16 protein-coding genes are annotated in these 18,180 nt (G+C 61.4%); 10 read left to right on the top strand and 6 right to left on the bottom strand.

Annotated features, from left to right (window positions below; translation table 11 throughout):
* Positions 1 to 17: 17 nt before the first annotated feature.
* A complete protein-coding gene (locus JSS95_10195; GenBank protein MBS1800185.1) occupies positions 18 to 287 on the top strand; it encodes a hypothetical protein in 270 nt (89 codons plus the stop codon).
* Here JSS95_10195 and JSS95_10200 read toward each other — a convergent pair.
* Positions 284 to 706, bottom strand: coding sequence for a hypothetical protein (locus tag JSS95_10200; GenBank protein MBS1800186.1), 423 nt, complete (start codon positions 704 to 706; stop codon positions 284 to 286). The two genes, JSS95_10195 and JSS95_10200, sit on opposite strands and share 4 nt — an antisense overlap.
* 115 nt (positions 707 to 821) lie before the next feature.
* Positions 822 to 1,022 (bottom strand): cold-shock protein, encoded by a 201-nt coding sequence (locus tag JSS95_10205; protein MBS1800187.1) that lies wholly within the window; start codon positions 1,020 to 1,022, stop codon positions 822 to 824.
* A 295-nt stretch (positions 1,023 to 1,317) separates the two neighbouring features.
* Here JSS95_10205 and JSS95_10210 point away from each other — a divergent pair, with 295 nt between their 5' ends.
* From JSS95_10210 to JSS95_10220, 3 genes are all read left to right on the top strand, one after another.
* Positions 1,318 to 2,121 (top strand): c-type cytochrome, encoded by an 804-nt coding sequence (locus JSS95_10210; protein ID MBS1800188.1) that lies wholly within the window; start codon positions 1,318 to 1,320, stop codon positions 2,119 to 2,121.
* A gap of 303 nt (positions 2,122 to 2,424) precedes the next feature.
* A complete protein-coding gene (locus JSS95_10215) occupies positions 2,425 to 4,005 on the top strand; it encodes a PQQ-dependent dehydrogenase, methanol/ethanol family (protein ID MBS1800189.1) in 1,581 nt (526 codons plus the stop codon).
* A 34-nt stretch (positions 4,006 to 4,039) separates the two neighbouring features.
* On the top strand, positions 4,040 to 5,560 hold the full coding sequence (locus JSS95_10220) for a glycosyltransferase family 39 protein (GenBank protein ID MBS1800190.1): 1,521 nt from the start codon (positions 4,040 to 4,042) through the stop codon (positions 5,558 to 5,560).
* A gap of 5 nt (positions 5,561 to 5,565) precedes the next feature.
* Here the strand turns inward: JSS95_10220 and JSS95_10225 are convergent, their stop codons facing one another.
* Positions 5,566 to 6,834, bottom strand: coding sequence for a glycosyltransferase family 39 protein (locus JSS95_10225; GenBank protein ID MBS1800191.1), 1,269 nt, complete (start codon positions 6,832 to 6,834; stop codon positions 5,566 to 5,568).
* A gap of 161 nt (positions 6,835 to 6,995) precedes the next feature.
* Between JSS95_10225 and dut the strand changes: the two genes are divergently transcribed.
* The 5 genes from dut (at position 6,996) to JSS95_10250 (ending at position 13,843) form a co-directional block, all read left to right on the top strand.
* On the top strand, positions 6,996 to 7,385 hold the full coding sequence (dut, locus tag JSS95_10230; GenBank protein ID MBS1800192.1) for a dUTP diphosphatase: 390 nt from the start codon (positions 6,996 to 6,998) through the stop codon (positions 7,383 to 7,385).
* A 156-nt stretch (positions 7,386 to 7,541) separates the two neighbouring features.
* A complete protein-coding gene (locus JSS95_10235) occupies positions 7,542 to 8,435 on the top strand; it encodes a hypothetical protein (GenBank protein ID MBS1800193.1) in 894 nt (297 codons plus the stop codon).
* 142 nt (positions 8,436 to 8,577) lie between these two features.
* Positions 8,578 to 10,962, top strand: a complete 2,385-nt coding sequence (gene purL, locus JSS95_10240; GenBank protein MBS1800194.1) for a phosphoribosylformylglycinamidine synthase subunit PurL — start codon at positions 8,578 to 8,580, stop codon at positions 10,960 to 10,962.
* Between the two features lie 95 nt (positions 10,963 to 11,057).
* Positions 11,058 to 12,533 (top strand): amidophosphoribosyltransferase, encoded by a 1,476-nt coding sequence (locus JSS95_10245; GenBank protein MBS1800195.1) that lies wholly within the window; start codon positions 11,058 to 11,060, stop codon positions 12,531 to 12,533.
* Positions 12,534 to 12,616: 83 nt separating this feature from the next.
* A complete protein-coding gene (locus tag JSS95_10250) occupies positions 12,617 to 13,843 on the top strand; it encodes a PQQ-dependent sugar dehydrogenase (GenBank protein MBS1800196.1) in 1,227 nt (408 codons plus the stop codon).
* Between the two features lie 74 nt (positions 13,844 to 13,917).
* Here the strand turns inward: JSS95_10250 and JSS95_10255 are convergent, their stop codons facing one another.
* Complete coding sequence (locus JSS95_10255) at positions 13,918 to 14,781, bottom strand: sugar phosphate isomerase/epimerase (GenBank protein MBS1800197.1); 864 nt, start codon at positions 14,779 to 14,781, stop codon at positions 13,918 to 13,920.
* A 10-nt stretch (positions 14,782 to 14,791) separates the two neighbouring features.
* On the bottom strand, positions 14,792 to 15,691 hold the full coding sequence (locus JSS95_10260) for a VOC family protein (protein ID MBS1800198.1): 900 nt from the start codon (positions 15,689 to 15,691) through the stop codon (positions 14,792 to 14,794).
* A 165-nt stretch (positions 15,692 to 15,856) separates the two neighbouring features.
* Here JSS95_10260 and JSS95_10265 point away from each other — a divergent pair, with 165 nt between their 5' ends.
* Positions 15,857 to 16,351, top strand: coding sequence for a DinB family protein (locus JSS95_10265; GenBank protein MBS1800199.1), 495 nt, complete (start codon positions 15,857 to 15,859; stop codon positions 16,349 to 16,351).
* Positions 16,352 to 16,482: 131 nt separating this feature from the next.
* On the opposite strand, the gene purD is transcribed toward JSS95_10265, so the two are convergent.
* The gene (purD, locus tag JSS95_10270; GenBank protein ID MBS1800200.1) at positions 16,483 to 17,802 is read right to left on the bottom strand and encodes a phosphoribosylamine--glycine ligase; all 1,320 of its coding nucleotides are present in this window, start codon (positions 17,800 to 17,802) and stop codon (positions 16,483 to 16,485) included.
* Positions 17,803 to 18,180: the final 378 nt, after the last annotated feature.

Raw genomic sequence — 18,180 nt, forward strand, 5'->3', positions numbered from 1 at the left:
AGATTTACTACCCCATCATGCCGAAGGAAGAGTCGCGCCGCGTGCGATGCGAGATACGCCGAGTCTTCGTTGAGATTTGGGACCCTATCCGCGTAATGGATGATCCAACGTGGCCTCGAGATGAATACGACACCTACATCGGACGCATATTTGAGCTGCTGACGTCGAAGGCCAGCGATGAAGAGATAAACCAATATCTTGTTGCATGTGCCGCTCACATGGGCATGGATGCTAGCAGGCACAGCCATCGGGATGTGATCGAAGCGCTGCGGCGGATCGCAGTTTAGGCGTGGCTGGCCTTGCTCTTCGAGCGCAGCCTGTAGGCATCCAGGTCGGTCCTGTAGTCCAGCGAGGTTCCGTCAAAGGGAGAAGGAACGTCCTCTGGCTCGGCGGCTGGAAGCTCCTCGGTGGCGGCATCGGCGACAGTCGTGACAAGTGCTGCTTTCTTGGCGGCAACGATCTTGTCCTCAGGACGCAGGGACTTCGGGCGTTCGCTCTTGTTGAACTCGATGCCTTCATCGACCATCTGCTGCGCCTTGCGGACGAGCAGGCTGCGCTTTGAGGTCAGCTTGGCCACGGCTGCGCTGCGTTCCTCATCGTTCGAGAAACTTTCAAAGCTCTGCGTATGGGCGAGCTTGCGGTCAAACAGAGCAATCTCTTCGTGAAGGGATTTGAGTTGGTACTTGCCTGAGGGGATGATGGGCATGATTTGTTCCTTTGCTGGTTAGATGCGGGATCGCATGGCGCCTGGAAATGAAATGAGCCCCTGAAAATAAAAGGGCGGCTATAGCAGCCGCCCTTTTACAACACTGATTTGAAGCTTAGAGAACCTGAACGTTCTCAGCCTGCCAGCCCTTGGGGCCCTTGACCACGTTGAACTGGACGGCCTGGCCTTCCTGGAGCGAACGGAAGCCGTTCGACTGGATCGCGGAGAAGTGGACGAAGACGTCCTCGCCACCCTCACGGCTCAGAAAGCCAAAACCCTTTGCATCGTTGAACCACTTAACTGTTCCCTGTTCCATGACTATTTTTCCTTTTACTGCAATTTTGGTGTACCGCTGAACGCAATGTGGTGTTGTTTGCGAGTAGCGCGGTAGAGCCGGGAACTTGCAAGAACCAATCGTATTCGAACGATCTTCTCTATTGTACAGCCAGCCGAATCCCTTCCGGATGGCCTGAATGGGGGATTTAGCGCTAAACCCATCAATATAGGCTATATGCCTCATTCCCGTTTCATGCGAAACCCGGCTAAACTTGTCAGGTCTTCGGCAAGCCTTTGTTTTTAGGCGATTGCCCGGACAAGGCTCGCTCACACCTATGAAGCCCTTCTTCTTCGCAGTGCTCGCTGCCCTTGCGGCAGGTCTACTCAGCGCGCCGCTTGGTGCGCAGCAAAGGGACACGGCCTTCGGTCAGGCGCTCTTTGCCGCCAACTGCGCCGCCTGCCACGGCTCCGACGGTCGCGGCGGAGAGCGCGCGCCCAGCATCGCCACCGTGCGCAGCGTGATCGCGCGGTCGGACGCAGAGCTTGAGGCCACGGTCAAGAACGGCCTCTCCGGCGTCGGTATGCCTGCCTTCGGCTTCCTCGGCGACCAGAAGATCGCCGGCATCGTGGCGTATCTCCGAGTCCTGCAGGGCAAGGGCGTGTCCGTCAAACTCACAGGCTCGCCCGCGGATGGCCGCGAGCTCTTCTACGGCAAGGCCGCCTGCGCGAAGTGCCATATGGTTCGTGGCGAAGGCGGGTTCTACGGCGCGGACCTCACGACGTATGGCGGCAATCTGACGACCGACGCTGTGCGCAGCGCCATCGTCGACCCCGCGGCCAATCCCGACCGTGCATCGAAGGTTGTCGAGATCGAGACGCGCGCAGGCCAGCGCATCTCCGGTCACCTGCGCGCTGAAGACAACTTCAACATCGCCGTCCAGACCGAAGACGGCCGGTTTCACATGTACTCGAAGTCGAAGCTGGCCGGTGTGAAGCACACATCGCGCCCCATCATGCCCGCCGACTATGGATCGAAGCTCGCGGGCAAGGAGATCGACGACCTCGTCAGCTTCCTGATTGCGAACGGTTCGGCATCTCCCCAGGCCGGTGCAAGAAAAGGAAACAATGGTCACAACTAACGTGTACCGGAAAACTCCGTTGGCAGCGAAAGGTGTTCCAACCCATGTCATTTCGACCGGAGAATCTCACGGCTGCATCGTGAGATTCGGAGTGGAGAAACCTGCTTCTCTACCGCAATCTCATGTCACGCCGCAAGCAAAACGGCAAATTCCTTCACTTCGCTGCGCTCCGGCCGGAATGACAAAGGGAAGGAAGGCCGCTACGGACTCGCCGATACATCTCAGGAGCTCTGTCCAGTGATTTGCCGCTCTTCCGCCTTGTCTCTCTCGCTTGCCGTAGCGCTGCTCTCAGGCGCTCCGGCCCTGACCGCGCAGCACTCTGCCCCGCCTGCCCAGCCGCTGGGCCAGATCAACGTTACCCAGCGCGATCTGCTGTCCAAGCCGGTCCGCGACAACTGGCCTTCGTATAACGGCGACTATACGGGCCGCCGCTACTCCAGCCTGGCCGAGATAACGCCCCAGAACGCGCACCAGTTGCGTGCGCAGTGGGTCTTTCACAGCCGCAACGCCGGCATCCTCCAGGCCACGCCCGTCGTCGTCGCGGGAGTGATGTTCGTCACTGGCTCCAACGACGCCTACGCGCTCGACGCCGCCACCGGCAAGACCCTCTGGCACCACGTGCGCCCCGTGACGCAGGGCCTGATCGATGATGCCTCCGGTCACATCAACCGCGGCGTCGCCGTCCTCGGCAATCGCATTTATATGGAGACGGACAACGCGCACCTGCTCTGCCTCGATGCGCGCTCCGGCAATCTGATCTGGGACGTCCCCTACGCCTTCGACAACAAGAACTACGGCGCCACCAGCGCTCCGCTCATCGTCAAGGACAAGGTCATCGTCGGTACCTCCGGTGGAGACGACGGCGTTCGCGGCTTCGTCGCCGCCTTCGACGCCCAGACCGGCAAAGAGGCGTGGCGCTTCTGGACCATCCCCGCGCCCGGCGAGCCTGGCAGCGAAAGCTGGCCTGGGGATGCCTACCTCCACGGCGGCGGAACCACCTGGATGCCCGGAACCTACGACCCCGAGCTGAACACAATCTACTGGGGCACCAGCAATCCTTCGCCTGACTTCGACGGCAGCGTCCGTCCCGGCGACGATCTCTACACCGACTGCGTGCTCGCGCTCGACCCCGACACCGGCAAACTGAAGTGGCACTTCCAGTTCACGCCGCACGACCTCAGCGACTACGACTCCACCGAGACTCCCGTTCTGGTCGATGCTGTCTACAAGGGGAAGCCGCGCAAGCTGCTCATCCAGGCCAACCGCAACGGTTTCCTCTACGTGCTCGACCGCGCGACGGGCGAGTTTCTCGAAGCGAAGCCGTTCGCACAGAAGCTGAACTGGGCCAAGGGCATCGATGAGAAAGGGCGCCCTATCCGCACCGGCATCGTTCCCACGGCCGAAGGCACGCGCATCTGCCCCAGCTACGCCGGCGCCACCAACTGGTACTCGCCAACCTACAGCGAACTGACGCACCTGTTCTACTTCATGACGCTCGAGGATTGCAGCGTCTTCTCCACGAAAACGCAGGAGTTTCAGGAGGGCAAGGCGTACTACTCCACGGGAGCAAGGCACCAGCCCGAGGAGAACGCGAAGAAGTACCTGCTCGCCTACGACCTGCGCGAGGGCGAGTTCGTCTGGAGACAGCCCCAGGTGGGCGACTCGCACTCCTTCGCCGGTGTGATGAGCACGGCTTCGGGGCTGGTTGCCTTTGGTGACGACGCGCAGATGTTCGAGGTCGTCGACGCCCGCACCGGCAAGCCGCTCTGGCACTTCAACACCGGGCAGGCAATGCACTCTTCGCCCATGAGCTACGCCGTCAACGGAAAACAGTACTTCGCCATCGCAGCGGGCAACGACCTCTTCGCGTTCGCGCTTCCCTAAGAAGCGACAGGTATCGCTTTAGAATCGAGATGCAATGGGCGGCCGCACTCCGATTCCGCAACCCGACAAGGCAAGGCCCCGTCGCGCCAATTTTGTCTCCACCGGCCTCGTCATTCTCTTCGCCTGCGCTGTGCTGTTGCCTCTGCTCGGCCACAAGCCGCTGGCCGACTGGGACGAAGGCATTTACGCCGAAGCCGCGCGCGAGATGCTTGGACGAAGCTGGCTGGTGCCGACCTGGAACTTCCATCCGTGGTTCGAAAAGCCTCCGCTCATGCTGTGGACGACAGCCTTCTTCTTTAAAGTCTTCGGCGTGCATGAGTTCTGGGCGCGCGTCGGTTCGGCGCTCTCAGGTGTGGCCATCGTCGGCGTGCTGCACGCATGGCTGTCGCGTCGCGTCGATTGCATGGCCGCTGGCCTCAGTTCCTTCATCCTGCTCACAACCTTCGGCTTTCTGCACGTCTGCTGCATGGGAGAGATGGACGTCATGCTCTCACTGGGCTGCGCGATCGCCGTCTGCGGGCTGTCGGAGATCGCTGCGGACAATCCGCGCGGATGGTACTGGTTCTGGGGCGGCTTCGCCATCGCGCTGATGACCAAAGGCGCGGCCAGCGTCGTGCTGGTGCTGACGGTTGTCATTGTTGCGGTGCTGGGTCGATGGTCGAGCCGTTATCTGGGTAAACAGTTCTGGCTCGGGCTTGCCGGGTTTCTGCTTGCGGTTGTGCCTTGGCACGCGATGATGTGGCACCGCTTTGGCAGCGCCTTCCTCGCGGAGTACCTGGGTTTCCATACGTTGATGAGAGCCACGCAGCAGATTGAAGGACACACGACGCACTGGTGGTTTTACCTGTGGGTTCTGCTGGTGTCGGCAGCGCCTTACGTTCTGATCGCTCCGGTCGCGATTAACAAGGCACTCAAGCGCGCGGAGCTTCGCCCGTGGGCCGTGTTCGCGCTCGTTGTCCTGATCTTCTTCTCCGCTGTGCAGACGCGCCTGCCGCACTACGTCGCGCCCATCTATCCGGTGCTGGCCGTGCTCGTCGCCGTCTATGTGTCCGCCTGGCTGCAAGCATTCAGGAACAGGCAGCAGTGGTCTTCTACGGGATTCTGGCTACGCCTAAGCGTTGTTGCCGTCGCCGCCTGGGGGCTGTGCGCGCTGGTCACCACCGCGCCGCGGAAGCAGCTACATTCCGAGCAGGTGAATGGACGGATTATCCATGAGGAGAGGGAGTCGATCGCATTGCTGCGTCAACTCTTCCGCTCTCCGCAACCCGCCGGGCCAGTGCTGGTGTGGCGCGAAACCGATACACGCTCGATTGCGACCGTCATCTTCTACACGCAGAGACCGGTACAGCAGGTCGAGCTGAATCCGTCACCCGCAACCGTCGCGCGTGACCGGTACTACTTCGACCCCGTATCGCTCGATCAGATGGTGACAACTGAGCGGAGGGTCATCCTGCTCGATAAGAGCCTCGTGAGCAGAGTTCCACAAGGGATGGTGTATCAACCCCTCGCCTCGGGAAAGATCATGGAAGTAGGAACAATCCGGCGAATCGAATAGGGAAGCTATACCCGCCGACGCTGTTCCGCCGACTGAAACAGAAAGACGCCCAGGACTGCAATCAGTGGCTCCAGCGGATGCCGAAAACGTGCATGAACCGTGACCAGGTAGTACGGAACGGGAAGCAGCAGAAAGGCCCACGCAAACAGCCACGCTCCGGGAATGTGGCGATAGAGCGCGAGCCACAGGCCGAGCAGTCCGGCAAGGCTGATGAAGCTGAAGTTAAGCGTGCGAGGAAGCTCGAGCGAGAGTTTGTTGTCCGACGGCACACTGACCCAGAAAAAGTAGATGCGCTTCACCACGTTGTCCAGATAGTGCGCAGGGTTGGCGCGTATCGTGTCACTTGCCAGCCTTCCGCGCATCTCCACATAACGGACCTCGCCCATCTCGGTGTAGAGCCGTAGCTGATCCGTCGCCTGCTCCGGGTGGTTGTATTCCATCAGGAGCCCACGCGCGCCAGGGCCGTTACCCAGCGCTGCCTCAGCGCCAAGATTGCCGCGGATAGGAATGAAGCGATGGAAGACGGCATAGTTGCGCGCCTCCCACGGTGCGAGACACGCGATAAAGAGCAGAGCCGAAAGAGCAGCGTCGCGTATCGCGTGCGGCCTCCTCCACGTCCCGGCGAGAATCCAGATTCCGCATGCGGGAAGAAAGATCAGCAGGCTGGAGTTCGAGAGCCCGACGATCCCCCACAAGATCCCGAACGCGATCCAGCTCGAGGTCGGATTTATAGCCTTTCCACAGCCGACAGCATTGATGCCTCGCATGCGCAGCGCAAGAACGATGATCCACGCGAAGAGGCACGTGGTGATCGACATCTCCCACATCCAGCGCACCGAATACTGCATCGCCGCGGGATACAGCGCCCATATCCATGCCGCATAAACCGCGTTCGCGCGCGAGAAGCAGCGAAGCCCGATCTCCCATATAGCCAGAACGGTTGCTGCGGAGAAGACGCAGTTGATAGCCAGGATGACCCACGCCGACAACGGAGTGTAGACGCCGAAGACCTTGAAGACTCCCGCAAGCAGAAATGGGTAAACCGGAGGAAGCCACGCCGTAGGGCCGGTCAATCCGCGAAACGGATTAGCGAATCCGTGGCCTTCAACCAGCGAACGCGCGATGCGTCCAGCCTCCCATGCAAACGAAAAGTGATCGTCGTAAGGCCGTATGCGCCAGGTGTGTGCCAGCGTCATGTAAAGCACGCGGACAGCAAGCGCCACCCAGAAGATGCGCCACGGCAGATCGTGGCCCTGGACCGCTTCGGCTTTCATCCACGTCGACAGGCGCTTGAGCATCGTGATGTCGATTCTAACGGCGAGTGGAAGGCTGCAATCTGTCATCATCGAAGAAGCGGTCTATTTTCCGAAAAAGCACTGGAGACGTTTTGAGCGACGTAAGAATTGGTGTGAAGAAGCTGGTCCCGCAGGCGCAGATGCCGCGGTACGCGCATGTGGGCGAGTACGGCGACCTGGCGGCCGACCTGTATGCCTCCGAAGGCATGGTGATTGCCCCGGGAGCAACCGTGCCCGTGCCCACCGGCGTAGCGATGGAGTTCCCCTCAACCCACGGCGCTCTGGTCGAGGATCGCTCCGGCCTGGCGGTGAAGGGAATCACGACTCTGGCCGGTGTCATCGACCCCGGCTATCGCGGCGAGCTACGCATCGTGGTCACCAACCTCAGTACCAACAGCATCGAAGTTAAGCAGGGCGACCGCATCGCTCAACTGCGCATCGTGCGCCGCATCGAGGCCGAGTTCGTCGAGGTCGCCGAACTGGGCGAGGCCGCACGCGGTGCAGGAGGTTTCGGCAGCACAGGAAGCTGACCTTCGGCTGAGGAACATAAGCTACCATCCAGCGTCATCCTGAGCGAAGCGGCGTAGCCGCGCAGTCGAAGGATCTGTGGTTCGTTGACACCCAGACCGTTTACCCAGGCCTCAGCGCAGCAGTGTATCCTTTCGCGTAATTGATAGGAGGGCGCAATGAGCAACAATGCCTGGCCTGAGCTGCCGTGGAATGCGTGGGAGTCGACTGCGGCCACCCTGCACATGTGGACGCAGATCGTTGGCAAGACGCGGCTCGCGCTCACCCCGCTGCAGAACCACTGGTGGAACGTAGCCCTCTACGTGACGGCCCACGGCATCGGCACGCCGGCCATGGCTTGCGGCGACGATGTGCTCGACATCGAGTTCGACTTTGTCGCCCACGAGCTGCACATGCGCCTGGAGTCAGGCAAGCATGAATCCATCGAGCTGAAGCCGCGCTCCGTAGCCGACTTCTATCGTGAATATCTGCGGCGTCTGGACGCGCTCGGTGTCAGGGTAAAGATATGGCCGATGCCTGTGGAGATAGCGAACCCCATCCGCTTCGATCAGGACACGGTACACACATCCTACGATGCGGAGTATGCGCATCGCTTCTGGCAGGTGCTCTCCGGCACACAGAATGTATTGCGCGCATGGACCACGGACTTCCTGGGCAAGGTGAGCCCGATCAACTTCTTCTGGGGCTCCTTCGATTTGGCGATGACGCGGTTCTCCGGCCGCCCCGCCCCACCTCGCCCCGGTGCCGACAGCATCCAACGCGAGGCGTACTCGCATGAGGTCATCTCCGCCGGGTTCTGGCCGGGCAACGGAGGCTACGGCGCCGCGGCGTTCTATTGCTACGCTGCTCCCGTGCCGGAGGGACTCGCCGAAAAGACCGTCTCGCCCGTTGCCGCAAAGTGGGATAAGGCCTTGGGAGAGTTCATCTTGAAGTATGACGACCTGTGGCAGATGCCTTACCCCGAGGAGGCGCTGCTGGAGTTTTACCAGACCGCGTACCAGGCCGCGGCTGACTCCGCGAAGTGGAACCGCGCCGCGCTGGAGCGCAGCTAAACATAGGACCGCGAGAACTCTTTCCCGCGACCAGCGGGAGCTGCAACCCGAAGGGGATATACACCCCACGAAGTGGGCGCGCGCCGCGCAGGCGGCCCGGCTGGCAGGCCATAGTTTTCATGCGACAATTAAGAAGCGAGCCATGCCCAAATTGCCAGCCGAACAGCCCGTTGCGACCCATATTTCTGCGATTCCGGCCCCTGTAACCATCACTCCGGAGCTGCTGAAGACCCACAGCATCACTCCCGAGGAGTACAAGCGCATCGAAGCGGCCCTGGGCCGCACCCCCAGCTTGACCGAGCTGGGGATTTTTTCGGTCATGTGGTCTGAGCACTGCTCCTACAAGTCCTCCCGCGTTCATCTCAAAAGACTTCCCACGCGCGGTGACCGCACCTCCGGACCCGGCTCCGTCGTGCAGGGGCCCGGCGAGAACGCCGGCATCATCGACGTCGGCGACGGCTGGGCCTGCGCCTTCAAGATCGAGTCGCATAACCACCCCAGCTACATCGAGCCCTATCAAGGTGCAGCTACGGGAGTGGGGGGCATCCTCCGCGACATCTTCACCATGAACGCCCGCCCGCTGGCCGTCATGGACTCGCTCCGCTTCGGCCCGCTCGACGAGTCCGAGCCCGACCCGGTCCTTCGCGCCAGGAACCACCAGGTCGCTACCGGCGTTGTCCACGGCGTCGCGGGCTACGGCAACTGCTTCGGCGTGCCCAACCTCGGCGGCGAGACCCGCTTCGAGCCCTGCTACTCCGGCAACCCGCTGCTGAACGCCTTCGCGCTCGGCCTCGTCAGGAAGGACGAGATCTTCTATGCCAAGGCAGTCGGCGTCGGCAACCCCGTCATCTACGTCGGCGCGAAGACCGGCCGCGACGGTATTCACGGCGCGACCATGGCGTCAGAAGAGTTCACCGAAGGCAGCGAACAGAAGCGCCCCAACGTGCAGATGGGCGACCCCTTCCTGGAGAAGTTGCTGCTCGAGGCCTGCATCGAGGCGATGGCCACTGGCGCCGTCCTCGGCATTCAGGACATGGGCGCGGCTGGCCTCACCTGCTCCACCTGCGAGATGGGAGCGCGCGGCGGCCTCGGCCTTACGGTCGAGCTCGACCTCGTGCCACAGCGCGAGACCGGCATGACCAGCTACGAGATCATGCTCTCCGAATCGCAGGAGCGCATGCTGCTGGTTGCAGACAAGGCGCGCGCCACCGAAGTTCTCGACGTCTTCTCGAAGTGGGGCCTCGACGCCTCCATCGTCGGCCACGTCACCGAGAAGCCGAACATGCACATCACGCAGGGCGGCGTCCTGGTGGCCGACATCCCCAACCAGTTCCTCACCGACGATGCCCCGGTCTATCACCGCCCCGTCGGCACGTGGAAGGCACCGGTGCCGCTCGACCCACCTGCGCATGTTCTCGAAGAACTCAAGAAGCCGCGCGACTACACCGCGGACCTCAAGAAGCTGCTGGCCTCGGCCAACATCTGCGACAAGCGCTGGGTCTACGAGCAGTACGACTCCATGGTGCAAACCAACACCGTGCAGGGCCCTGGCGGTGAAGCCGGTGTCATGCGCATCAAGGGCACCGGCACCAAGGGCCACGAGCGCGGACTCGCGATGGCGCTCGCAGGCAACGGCCGCTGGACCTACCTCGACCCCAAGCTCGGCGCGATGCATGCCGTAGCCGAGGCCGCCCGCAAGGTCGCCTGTACCGGCGCAACGCCCGTCTCCGCCACCAACTGCCTGAACTTCGGCAACCCCGAAAAGCCGGAGATCATGGCGCAGCTCTCAGCCGCCATCGACGGCATCGCCGAGGCCTGCACCGCTCTGGGAACGCCCATCACGGGCGGCAACGTCTCGCTCTACAACGAGACCAAGGGCGTGGGGATCTATCCGACTCCGGTGATTGGAATCGTAGGCATCATCGACGATGTGACCAAGGCTGTGCCGAGTGGTTTTCAAGCAGGTGGACACAAGGTATTGATTCTTTATTCATCGATCAAATCTGAAGGAGTTGAGTGGCCGGAAGAATGGCGGGCTTTCGGTTCGTCCGAGTTGGTGAAGTCAACCTATTGGCAATTCTGGGGAACTCCACCAGTTTTGCACTTAGAGGTCGAAGCGGAATTGCAAAAATTACTTCAGGAACTCTCTTCTAGAGGTTTGGTTCATTCGGCTTCGGATGTCTCCGATGGGGGACTCGCTGTGGCTCTTGCTAAAGCCACCTTTGGCAAAGGTATTGGAGTCCAAACAGATCGCCGCAGTCCAAAACATGATGTTTTGGGTATGTATTTCGGGGAATATCCGAGTATGGCTGTGCTCACTTGTGATGGAGAGGATGTAGCAATCATAGATTCGCTGGTCGAGAATACTGATTCTCTTTACTGTGAAGTAATAGGCACGACGGGTGGCGATAGGATCAGCCTGAGTATCAATCAACAACCAGTTATTGAAATAACGCTTCACGATGCACGTGGCATATTCTCGGGTGCGCTTGAATCACAACTCGCGGCAGAGGTGGTGACGGCATGAGCGACCTTATGACCCAGGACAAGCTTGTGGCGTTGGGTGCAGTTGGAGAAGCAGATTCCTCCACTTCGCTTCGCTTCGGTCGGAATGACACCACTATGGCTATCGAAGCTCACGAAGACGACGACGCCACCCCCTTCGACAAGCTGCGCGAAGAGTGCGGCGTCATGGCGATCTACAACCATCCCGATGCTGCGCGTATGACCTACTGGGGCCTCTACTCGCTGCAGCATCGCGGGCAGGAGTCCGCCGGCATCGCCACCGCCGACGGCGAGCAGGTGTGCGACATGAAGGGCATGGGGCTGGTCTCGGAGATCTTTACCGACGACGTGCTGGCCAGGCTGCCTGGCCACATCGCCATCGGCCACACGCGCTACTCGACGACGGGCGATTCCGCGCTCTTGAACGCGCAGCCCATCTCGGTCGAGAGCACCAAGGGCCTCATCGCGATCGCGCACAACGGAAACCTGGTCAACCTCGGCAACTCGCGCGAGCGACTGGAGCGCGACGGCGCCGTCTTCCAAACCACCTCCGACTCCGAGATCATCATCCAGCTCATCGCGCACTCGAAGGCATCGACGCTGGTGGACTGCATCGCCGACTCGCTCTCGCAGGTCGAGGGAGCCTTCTCCATCGTGATGATGACGCGCAACCGCATCTTCGCCGCGCGCGATCCGCACGGCCTGCGTCCGCTCTCGATGGGCCGCATCAAGGGTGAGAACGGAGCGCCCGACACCTTCGTCTTCGCCTCGGAGACCTGCGCCTTCGACCTGCTGCATGCCAAGTACGAGCGCGATGTCGAGCCCGGCGAACTCGTCATGGTCTCCGAGGACGGCGTGACCTCGCGCCACTTTGCAAAGACCGCCGTGCCCAAGGCAAGCTGCATCTTCGAGCACGTCTACTTCGCGCGTCCCGACTCGCGCATCTTCGGCCGCTGGGTGCAGAAGAGCCGCGAGGAGATGGGCCGCCAGCTCGCGCGCGAGTCCGGTGTTCCCGCCGACCTCGTCGTCCCCGTGCCCGACTCTGGCGTCACCGCCGCGCTCGGCTACGCCGCCGAATCCGGCATCCCGTTCAACTTCGGCCTCATCCGCAACCACTACGTAGGCCGCACATTTATTCAGCCGGAGCAGCGCGTGCGCGACTTCGGCGTGCGCATGAAGCTGAATCCTGTGCGGGCGCTGCTCGAAGGCAAGCGCGTCATCCTGATCGACGACTCGATCATCCGCGGCACCACGTCGCGCAAGATCGTCCGCATGGTGCGCGCAGCGGGAGCGAAAGAGGTGCACATGCGCATCTCCTGCCCGCCGACCATCTCGCCCTGTTTCTACGGCGTCGATACGCCCTCGAAGAAGGACCTGATCGCGGCGAACAAATCCATCGAAGAGATTCGCCAGTTCGTCGAAGCCGACTCGCTGGCGTACCTCTCGCTCGTCGGCCTCACGCACTCCTGCACCATGGGTGAGCCGGTGGACGGCCTCTCGCCGGGCGACTTCTGTACTGCGTGTTACACGGGCGACTATCCGACAGCCTGGGTCGATGTCAGCGACATTCTGCCCGCCACAACGGCTGTTTAGCGCAAGGATTTTTGTAGCTGAAGCGAACATCGTGAAGGTGCAGTTCTAACGCCGAACCAACCGAATTGTGAAGAGGGAACGAAATGAAACAGTTAGCCATCGCGGGGCTATTCGTGGCTCTTGCGGCGACCGGGGCAAATGCGCAGATCAACGCAGGTGAGCAGAAGCCCGAGGCCAGCCTGCCCTTCAACATGGTCAAGGTCACTGAGCTCAAGCTGCCCTGGCGCATCGCCTTTCTGCCCGACGGCCGCATGCTGATCACCGAGAAGGTTGGCGGCATGCAGCTCGTCACTCCGACGGGCGAGCAGACGCCCGTCAAGAATGTCCCACCTGTCCTCTATCGCGGACAGGGCGGGCAGCTCGGCGTCTTCCTCTCGCCGCACTATGCGAAGGACCATAGCGTCTACCTCACCTACTCGGAGCCTGGCGAGCCTGGCGGGTCGAGCCTCGCGCTGGCCAAGGCGAAGCTCGCGCTCACCGCCGGCTCGGCCAGCCTCGAAGACCTCAAGGTCATCTGGCGCGACGGCGAGCGCGGCCAGGGCGGACAGTTCGGCGCGCAGATCGCGTTCTCGCCCGACGGCAAGTATCTCTTCCTCACCGTCGGCGACCGTCAGCGCATGACGCCCGCGCAGGATCCCAACCAGCCGCTCGGCAAGATTCTTCGCCTCACGCTCGACGGCAAGCCTGCCAAGGGCAACCCGATGTACGGCAAGAAGGGCACGCCCACTGTACCCGTCATCGATCCGCCATCTGACACCGAGGCCGCCAAGACCGCGCCTGTGCTGCGCACCTACACCTTCCCCGGCAGCAAGAACCTGACGCCGTCCGAGACGTGGTCGAGCGGCCACCGCACACCTTACGGTCTCGCCTTCGCACCCGACGGCCGCCTGTGGGAGCTGGAGCATGGGCCGAAGGGCGGCGACGAGCTGAACCTGATCGAGCCGGGCAAGAACTACGGCTGGCCGCTGGTCTCCTACGCCACCAACTACAACGGCGTGCCGATCCCCAGCCCCGACACACGGCCCGATCTTACGAAGCCCGTCATCTACTGGACTCCGGTCATCGCGCCGGGCAACCTGGTCTTCTACAACGGCAACATGTTCCCGCAGTGGAAGGGCTCGGCGCTCATCAGCGGCCTTGCCACCATGTCGATCAGCCGCATCACCTTCGATGGCAAGGGCGGAGCGACCCCGGCGGAGCGCTGGGAGGTCGGCCATCGCATCCGCGATATCGAGGTCGGCCCCGACGGCGCGCTGTGGCTGCTCGAGGACTCCAGAACCGGCGGACTCTACCGTGTGACACCGAAGTAAAGACAGAACATCCGGCGCAATAGAAACAGGCCCACCTTCTCGATCGAGGGTGGGCCTGAGTTTTTGATCGCGCGTTATTTCAGCTTCAGCCCATTCAGGTAATCGAAGTCGATCTTCATCGCCTCGAAGACGGGCAGCTTTGTCTCGTCCTGGTCCAGCAGCGCCAGCTTCACGCCCTGCGATTTTGCCTGCGCGATCAGAGGCTTCCAGTCGATGCTTCCTTTGCCGAGCTCGATGATGTGCTGCTCGTCGCTGGGTGCATAGTTGACCGGCGAACCCGCGACGCGGTCCTTCAGGTGGATCATCACCAGGCGGTCCTTGTACTTCTTCATCATGGCGGCGGGGTCCTGCCCGGCCTGCGTCAGCCAGTAGAGGTCGAACTCCAGTTTCACCAGGTCGGAGTCCGTGTTTTTCATCAGTACATCGAAGCCCGTCCCGCCGTCGGGCAGCGGCTTGAACTCGTAGTTGTGATTGTGAAAGACGAGCTGCATGTCGGCGTTGCGCACCAGCCTGCCCCACTGGTTCAGGCTGTAGGCAGCGGTCTTGAACCCTCCTGGTGTGCCCCAGTTCTTCTCCGGCAGGATGCTGCACACCATGTACTTGAGGCCAAGCTCCTTCGCGTAACCGATCCTGCTCGGGATCGAGTCGAAGTCGAAGTGCGCGGAGTCGTGGCCGAGGCCCGCGTCCTCGACCATCTTGCGCAGTTCGGTTGCAGGGTGCGTGTAAGCGATCGGATAAAGCTCTACCTGCGTGAAGCCCGTTGCGCGAATCTTCTTGAGCACACCGGCCAGGTCGGCGGGGGCCTCCTTGCGCACCATGTAGAGCTGAACGCCATATTCGATGCTGGTGCGCGCGGCGAAGGCGTTCGGAACGCGAAGAAAACAACCGGCTGCCGCAGCGGCAGCGGAGAGGCGAAGGAAATCGCGGCGTGTGGTCATGCACACCATGCTACCTGCTCTCTGTCGCTGTGGGGTGAGGAGCGGTGAACTTCGAGCAGCAGGTCGTGCCTGAAGGCTTGAACTCCATGTACTCGACGCGGGTCAGGTCGGGGTCGAAGAGATTGAGCTGCACCTTGCCGTCGCGGCCCGTTTTTGAAGCGGTGCAGGTTGGTCCCTCGCAGCCGTTGCGCGCAAGCGCGGCGATCGCGTCGGGCATGTGCTCGACGCCGAGCGAGAAGTGATTGCTCGAGCCAAGCTGCTTCGGTGAAGCGTCGGCAGGGACGTTCAGCATGTATTCGAGCCAGTCGGAGCCTTCAGGAACCTGCTGGCTGACGTAGTCGATGCTGGTGTCGGTGCGGCCGCCGCGCCAGTAAGGACGGAAGCCGAGGATCTCGCGGTAGAAACGGTTCTCGGCCTCTTCACTCTTGACGACGAAGCCGGTATGGATTATGCGACGCGAGGCTGCGTTTGCAGGAATCTTTGTGTGTGCTGCCTGTTTTGCGGCGGCGCTCTTCTGGTCGACGAAGACGATAAGGTTGCCTTCAGGGTCATGCACGCTGAAGCTGCCGTTCTTCAGCGGGTCGGCGATCTCGACCGAGTGCGCCTTGAGGTATTGTTCGAGCGCACGCGCATCGAGCGTCATAAAGCCGACTGCTGCCTGACGCGCTCTGGGAGCGGGCGAGGGGAGCGGCGTGGTCTCGATCCATTGCAGATCATTGACGGGATAGCGCGTGAAGCTGCCGTCGTTGTTTGCGGTGTAACCGAGCGTCTTGCCGTAGAAGTTCGCGGTCGCCGCGGCGTCGCTGGAGTAGACGCGGACGAAGGCGATGCCGGTGATCGCGGGCCGCTGCTGCGCCCATGTGAACGAGACCGCACCGGAGAGAAGCATGAGCGCAAGGAGTTTTCTCATTGCGCGTCACTTTAATGGTCGCCCGGAGCAGGAGTCAATCGCGGCCGGTTCGAGCCTCGCTCGAATGAACCCACATCTGGCGATGAGACTGCCAGATATGGGGTACCCGGCACAATGGAATTGATAAACCCGCAACTTCTATGCACAGAAGGCATCTGTAGACGCATGAGCCAACCAGTTCTTACTGCGGAAGAGGTCCTGCGCTGGAACGAGTCGACCAGCGCCTCGTGGCGTAAGTTTTTTACAGAGCATTCTGAGCTGCTTGCGGCGTCGTGCGATATTGCGCAGACATCGACGGTGGCGCAGCTTTTGCAACACATCGTTGCCGCCGAGCTGCGGTACGCGGAGCGTCTTACGGGACTTCCGCAAACGGAGTACGAGCAGGTGCCCTACGATTCGGTCGACGCGATCTATGCGACGCATGACCGTGCGGTCGTGCTCTTTCGCCAGGCGCTTGGCGCAGGGCTCAACTGGGACGAGGTGATTGAGTTCAAGACGCGCAGCCGGGGTCTTTTTAAGGCGTCGATGAAGACGATCCTGTTTCATGCGCTGCTGCACAGCCAGCGTCATTATGCGCAGCTCGGAACGTTGGTCCGGAAGCACGGACATGCGATCGAGGGTCCGGGCGACTACCTGTTTATGGGGATGGTCTGGAAGTGATGTGAACTCATCATCTTACAAGGCAAAAAATGCAGGTCCTTCGACTGCGCCCTTCGGGCTTCGCTCAGGATGACAGAGCATAGCGGGAGTGCTGCATTTTCGCTTGTCATACTTCTTTGTTGTGTGCGGTCCTACGGCTCCAGTGCACGCCAGCCGATGTCGCGGCGGTACTGCATGCCCTCGAAGGAGATCTCTTTCATGCGTGCGTAGGTCTTGTCGAGCGCGTCTTTGAGGTCGGGCGCGGCAGCGGTGACGGCGAGGACGCGGCCTCCTGCGGTGACGAGGTTGCCGTCCTTGATGGCGGTTCCGGCGTGGAAGACGACGACTTGTTCATCCCACCCTTCACCTCGTGAAGGATGGGGTGCCCTGTCATTCTCGCTGTCCTCTTCTGTTGTATCGAGCCCATGGATGATCTTGCCGGAGGCGTACTTGCCGGGGTAGCCTCCGCTGGCGGCGATGACTGTGGCCGAGGCGCCGGGCTTCATGCGAATGGTGAGTGAGTCGGCGGTCTGGTCGATGGAGGCGTTGAAGAGGTCGAGGATGTCGGTCTCGAGGCGGAGCATGATGGCCTCTGTCTCAGGGTCGCCCCAGCGGGTGTTGAACTCGAGCACCATGGGGCCGCGCGGCGTCATCATGAGGCCGATGAAGAGGATGCCCTTGAAGGGATTACCCTCTGAGGCCATGTTGTCGACGGTCTTCTGCGCGATGTTGTGCATGATCCACTGACGCATGGCCGGGGTGACGAGGCCGTCGGTGGAGTAGGCACCCATGCCGCCGGTGTTTGGGCCGGTGTCGCCTTCTCCGACGCGCTTGTGGTCCTGCGCGGCGGCGATTGGCACGGCGCGCTTGCCATCGCAGAGGGCGAAGAAGCTGACCTCTTCGCCGGTGAGGAACTCTTCGAGGACGACCTCGGTCTCGGCCGTTCCGAGCAGAGTGCCCGAGAACATCTCTGCGGCGGTGCGCTCGGCGTCGAGGCGGGTGTTGCAGATGACGACGCCTTTTCCGGCGGCGAGACCTGAAGCTTTGACCACGACGGGCAGGGTGAAGCTGAGGAGCTGCTCGCGCACCTCGTCGAGCGTGGTGCAGAGAGAGTGCGCGGCGGTCGGGATGTTGTGACGCTGCATGAAGGCTTTCGCGAAGGCCTTCGAGGATTCAAGCTGCGCGGCGGCCTTTGTGGGGCCGAAGACGCGGAGCTTGAGTTTCTGGAGCTCGTCGACGAGGCCGAGCGCGAGAGGCACCTCGGGGCCGACGACGGTGAGCGCGGGCTGCTCCACCGCTACGAGGTTGGCCATCGCTTCCATGCTGTTGACGTCGACCGGGACGCACTTTGCGATGGCGGCGATGCCGCCGTTGCCGGGTGCGGCGACGATCTCGGTGACCTGTTCGGATTTGCGCAAAGCCCAGATGAGGGCGTGCTCGCGGCCGCCTCCGCCGATGACCAGAACCTTCATGTGTCGTGCTCCATCTCCCCCCTAGGCATTTTTTGCAAAATCTTCATTGCAAAAGACTTACGGCTGTACTGACATCGTAAAATCTTCCAAACAAAGGGGTTAAGTGTCAAAATCTTGATATGAAACGGGTTAGCTCGGGTTTGAAGAAGTGCCCCCGTTTGCTTTTTGGTGCCATTTCCAGATTAACAAAGTGAGAGGGGTAAATCGGCGCTTTTGTAAAGATTGTTTTTTGGATGTAAGTGATTGTGGGAGTGGTGGTTATGGTAGGGCTGTGGATTTGGAGGGGGTTGACAGCGATGTTCTTCGCTTCTGGATACCCCAGGGGCTGAAGCGCTTTTGTCTGCCGAATGGGTTTTTAGAGACCCAAGGCTAAAGCCT

It is taken from the genome of Acidobacteriota bacterium, from assembly GCA_018268895.1.
Classification (GTDB): Bacteria; Acidobacteriota; Terriglobia; order Terriglobales; family Acidobacteriaceae; genus Edaphobacter.